Here is a 2,426-nt window from a genome sequence, read left to right as displayed (position 1 = left end):
GCCGGCACACCGGCTGCGCGCCCTTGCACGACCCGAACATCCGCCGCACCTCCCGCACACGCAGCAGCGTCAGGCTCCCCTCACGACACCCCGCCGGGGCGTCCCGCCCAAGGAGCCGACGATGCCCGCACGACACCGCACCCTCTCTCGCCTGGCCGTCACGACGATCCTGACTCTCGGACTCGTGGCCGCCGGAACCACCTCTTCTATCGCGGCGCCGGCCGCCGCCGGCACGACGGCCGACCGCACCGAAGACCTCTGCACACGGGCGGACCACCTCCGGGCGCGCCTGGAGAAGGCGCTCGACCGGATCCAGGGCGACGCCGGCACGCAGGGCTCGGTCGCCTGGCTGCGTGCACGCGCCGACCGGGCGTCCGCCACCGACCACGCCGACCTGGCCGCGTCCCTCCGGGCGCGAGCCGACCGCCGGGAGGATCGCGTGCCGGAGATCGAGGACGTGCTGGTCCGCCTGGCGAGCGCGACGGCGGAGCACTGCGCGGCGGCGTCGCCGAGCTCGCTGTGAACCCCCGGCGGCTCCGGCGCGCCGCAGTCGCTGGCGCCGTCGTCGCGCTGCTCGGCGCCGGGGTGGCGGCGTGCGACGGTCGGTCTGACGGCGTCGTGGGCGCGCCCACCCGGTCGGCGACCGCGATGCCCCAGGATGACCTCGACGCGTTCGACGCCACGGTCGGCGACGGCGAGGACCTCGCCGGGTCGGTGGAGTCCGAGCTCGTCGGCGACGACGGATGAGGGCCGCACCGGACATCGGCCCGACGGGAGGCACGTGACCACGGGGACCGGGCTCGTGATCGTCGCAGAGGACGACCCCGCCGTCGTCGCGCTCCTGCGGCTCTACCTGGCACGCGACGGGTTCGGCGTCGAGACGTACTCCGACGGCCTCGCCGCCCTGCAGGGGGTCCGCACGCACCGGCCGGTGGCGGTGGTGCTGGACATCGGGCTGCCGGGGCTGGACGGCATCGAGGTCTGCCGTCGACTGCGCGCTGCCGGCGATCGCACACCGGTCCTCTTCGTGACCGCCCGCGACGACGAGGTGGACCGGGTCCTCGGTCTCGAGCTCGGCGGCGACGACTACGTCACGAAGCCGTTCAGCCCGCGCGAGCTCGTCGCGCGGGTGCACGCGGTCCTCCGGCGGGCGCAGCCGGTCGACGTCGAGCTCCTCGCGCTCGGTGGCGTCTCGGTCAACGTGCCCGGCCGCCGCGCCACCGTGGACGGCGTCCCGGTCCACCTGACCGCGACGGAGTTCGACCTGCTGGCCCACCTGCTCCGCTCCCCCGGCCGGGTGCACACCCGCGAGACGCTGCTCGGTGCGGTCTGGGGGTACGGCGCGGCAGCCGGCACCCGGACCGTCGACGTCCATGTGGCCCAGCTGCGCGCCAAGCTCGGGTCGCGCGCACCCATCCGGACGGTCCGCGGCGTCGGCTACTCGGCGGACGGCTCGGCGGGCGGACCATGAGGAGCATGAGCCTGACGGCACGGATCACCGTGCTGTGCGTCGGCGTCGCGATGGTCACCGCCGTGCTCGCCGGACTCGCGGGCGCCAGGTTCGCCGTCGCGGAGCAGCGCGCCGAGTCCGTCGCGACGGCGACCGGGACCTCGCGCCAGGCCGACCGCATCGAGCGCCGTGCCGGGATCCGGGTCACGCGCGCCGTGCTGGTGTCCGTGGCGCTCGGTCTCGGCGTGGGCGCGCTGGCGGGCGGTTCCGCCGCGCAGGTGCTCACGCGGCCGCTGCGCCGGACGGCCGAGGCCGCCCACGCGATCGGGTCGGGCCGGCGTGACGTGCGGGTGCCGGTCGAGGGGCCGCCGGAGATCGCCGAGGTCGCTGCCAGCCTGAACTCGTTGGCCGAGGCGCTGGTCGCGAGCGAGGGTCGGCAGCGGCGGTTCCTGCTGTCGGTGTCGCACGAGCTGCGCAACCCGCTGACGGCCGTGCGCGGGTTTGCCGAGTCGGTGGCCGACGGCGTCGTGACCGGCACCGACGCGCGCGCCGCGGGGACCGTGATCCTCGCGGAGTCCGGACGCCTCGAGCACCTCGTGCGCGACCTGCTCGACCTGGCGCGCCTGGGCGCCGACGACTTCCGGCTCGACCTGGACACGGTCGACGTCGCGGCGCTTCTCGACGAGGCCGCGCAGGTGTGGTCCGGGCGGACGCGCCTCGAGGTCGAGCGATCGGGCGTGCCGCTGCCGGTCCGCACGGACGCGGCTCGCCTGCGGCAGGTGCTCGACGGCCTCACGGACAACGCCGTCCGCATGACCCCGGCGGGCCGCCCCGTGGTCGTCGCCGCCCGGGCGGCCGGTCCCGCCGATCCACCGGGCACGCGCGCGGTGCTCGAGGTCCGTGACGGCGGACCCGGGCTGACCGCCCAGGACCGCGCGGTCGCCTTCGAGCCGGGCGCACTGGGTGCGCGCTACCG

General features: G+C 76.4%; 4 protein-coding genes. All 4 read left to right on the top strand.

The window, feature by feature from the left end; all coding sequences use genetic code 11:
• Nucleotides 1–121 precede the first annotated feature (121 nt).
• A complete protein-coding gene (locus AC1DUQ_RS20740) occupies nt 122–523 on the top strand; it encodes a hypothetical protein (RefSeq protein WP_477059886.1) in 402 nt (133 codons plus the stop codon).
• Nucleotides 520–747 (top strand): hypothetical protein, encoded by a 228-nt coding sequence (locus tag AC1DUQ_RS20735; protein WP_477059885.1) that lies wholly within the window; start codon nt 520–522, stop codon nt 745–747. The genes AC1DUQ_RS20740 and AC1DUQ_RS20735 overlap by 4 nt, the downstream gene beginning before the upstream one ends.
• Before the next feature lie 34 nt (nt 748–781).
• Complete coding sequence (locus AC1DUQ_RS20730; protein WP_477059884.1) at nt 782–1,471, top strand: response regulator transcription factor; 690 nt, start codon at nt 782–784, stop codon at nt 1,469–1,471.
• A gap of 5 nt (nt 1,472–1,476) precedes the next feature.
• Nucleotides 1,477–2,426 (top strand): sensor histidine kinase (locus AC1DUQ_RS20725; RefSeq protein ID WP_477074517.1); only part of this gene is annotated, 950 nt, incomplete at its 3' end.

This window comes from Cellulomonas sp. P4_B5_2 (assembly GCF_056402235.1).
The sequence above is the reverse complement of the archived record's forward strand: the minus strand, read 5'-3'. Positions and strand labels throughout refer to the sequence as shown.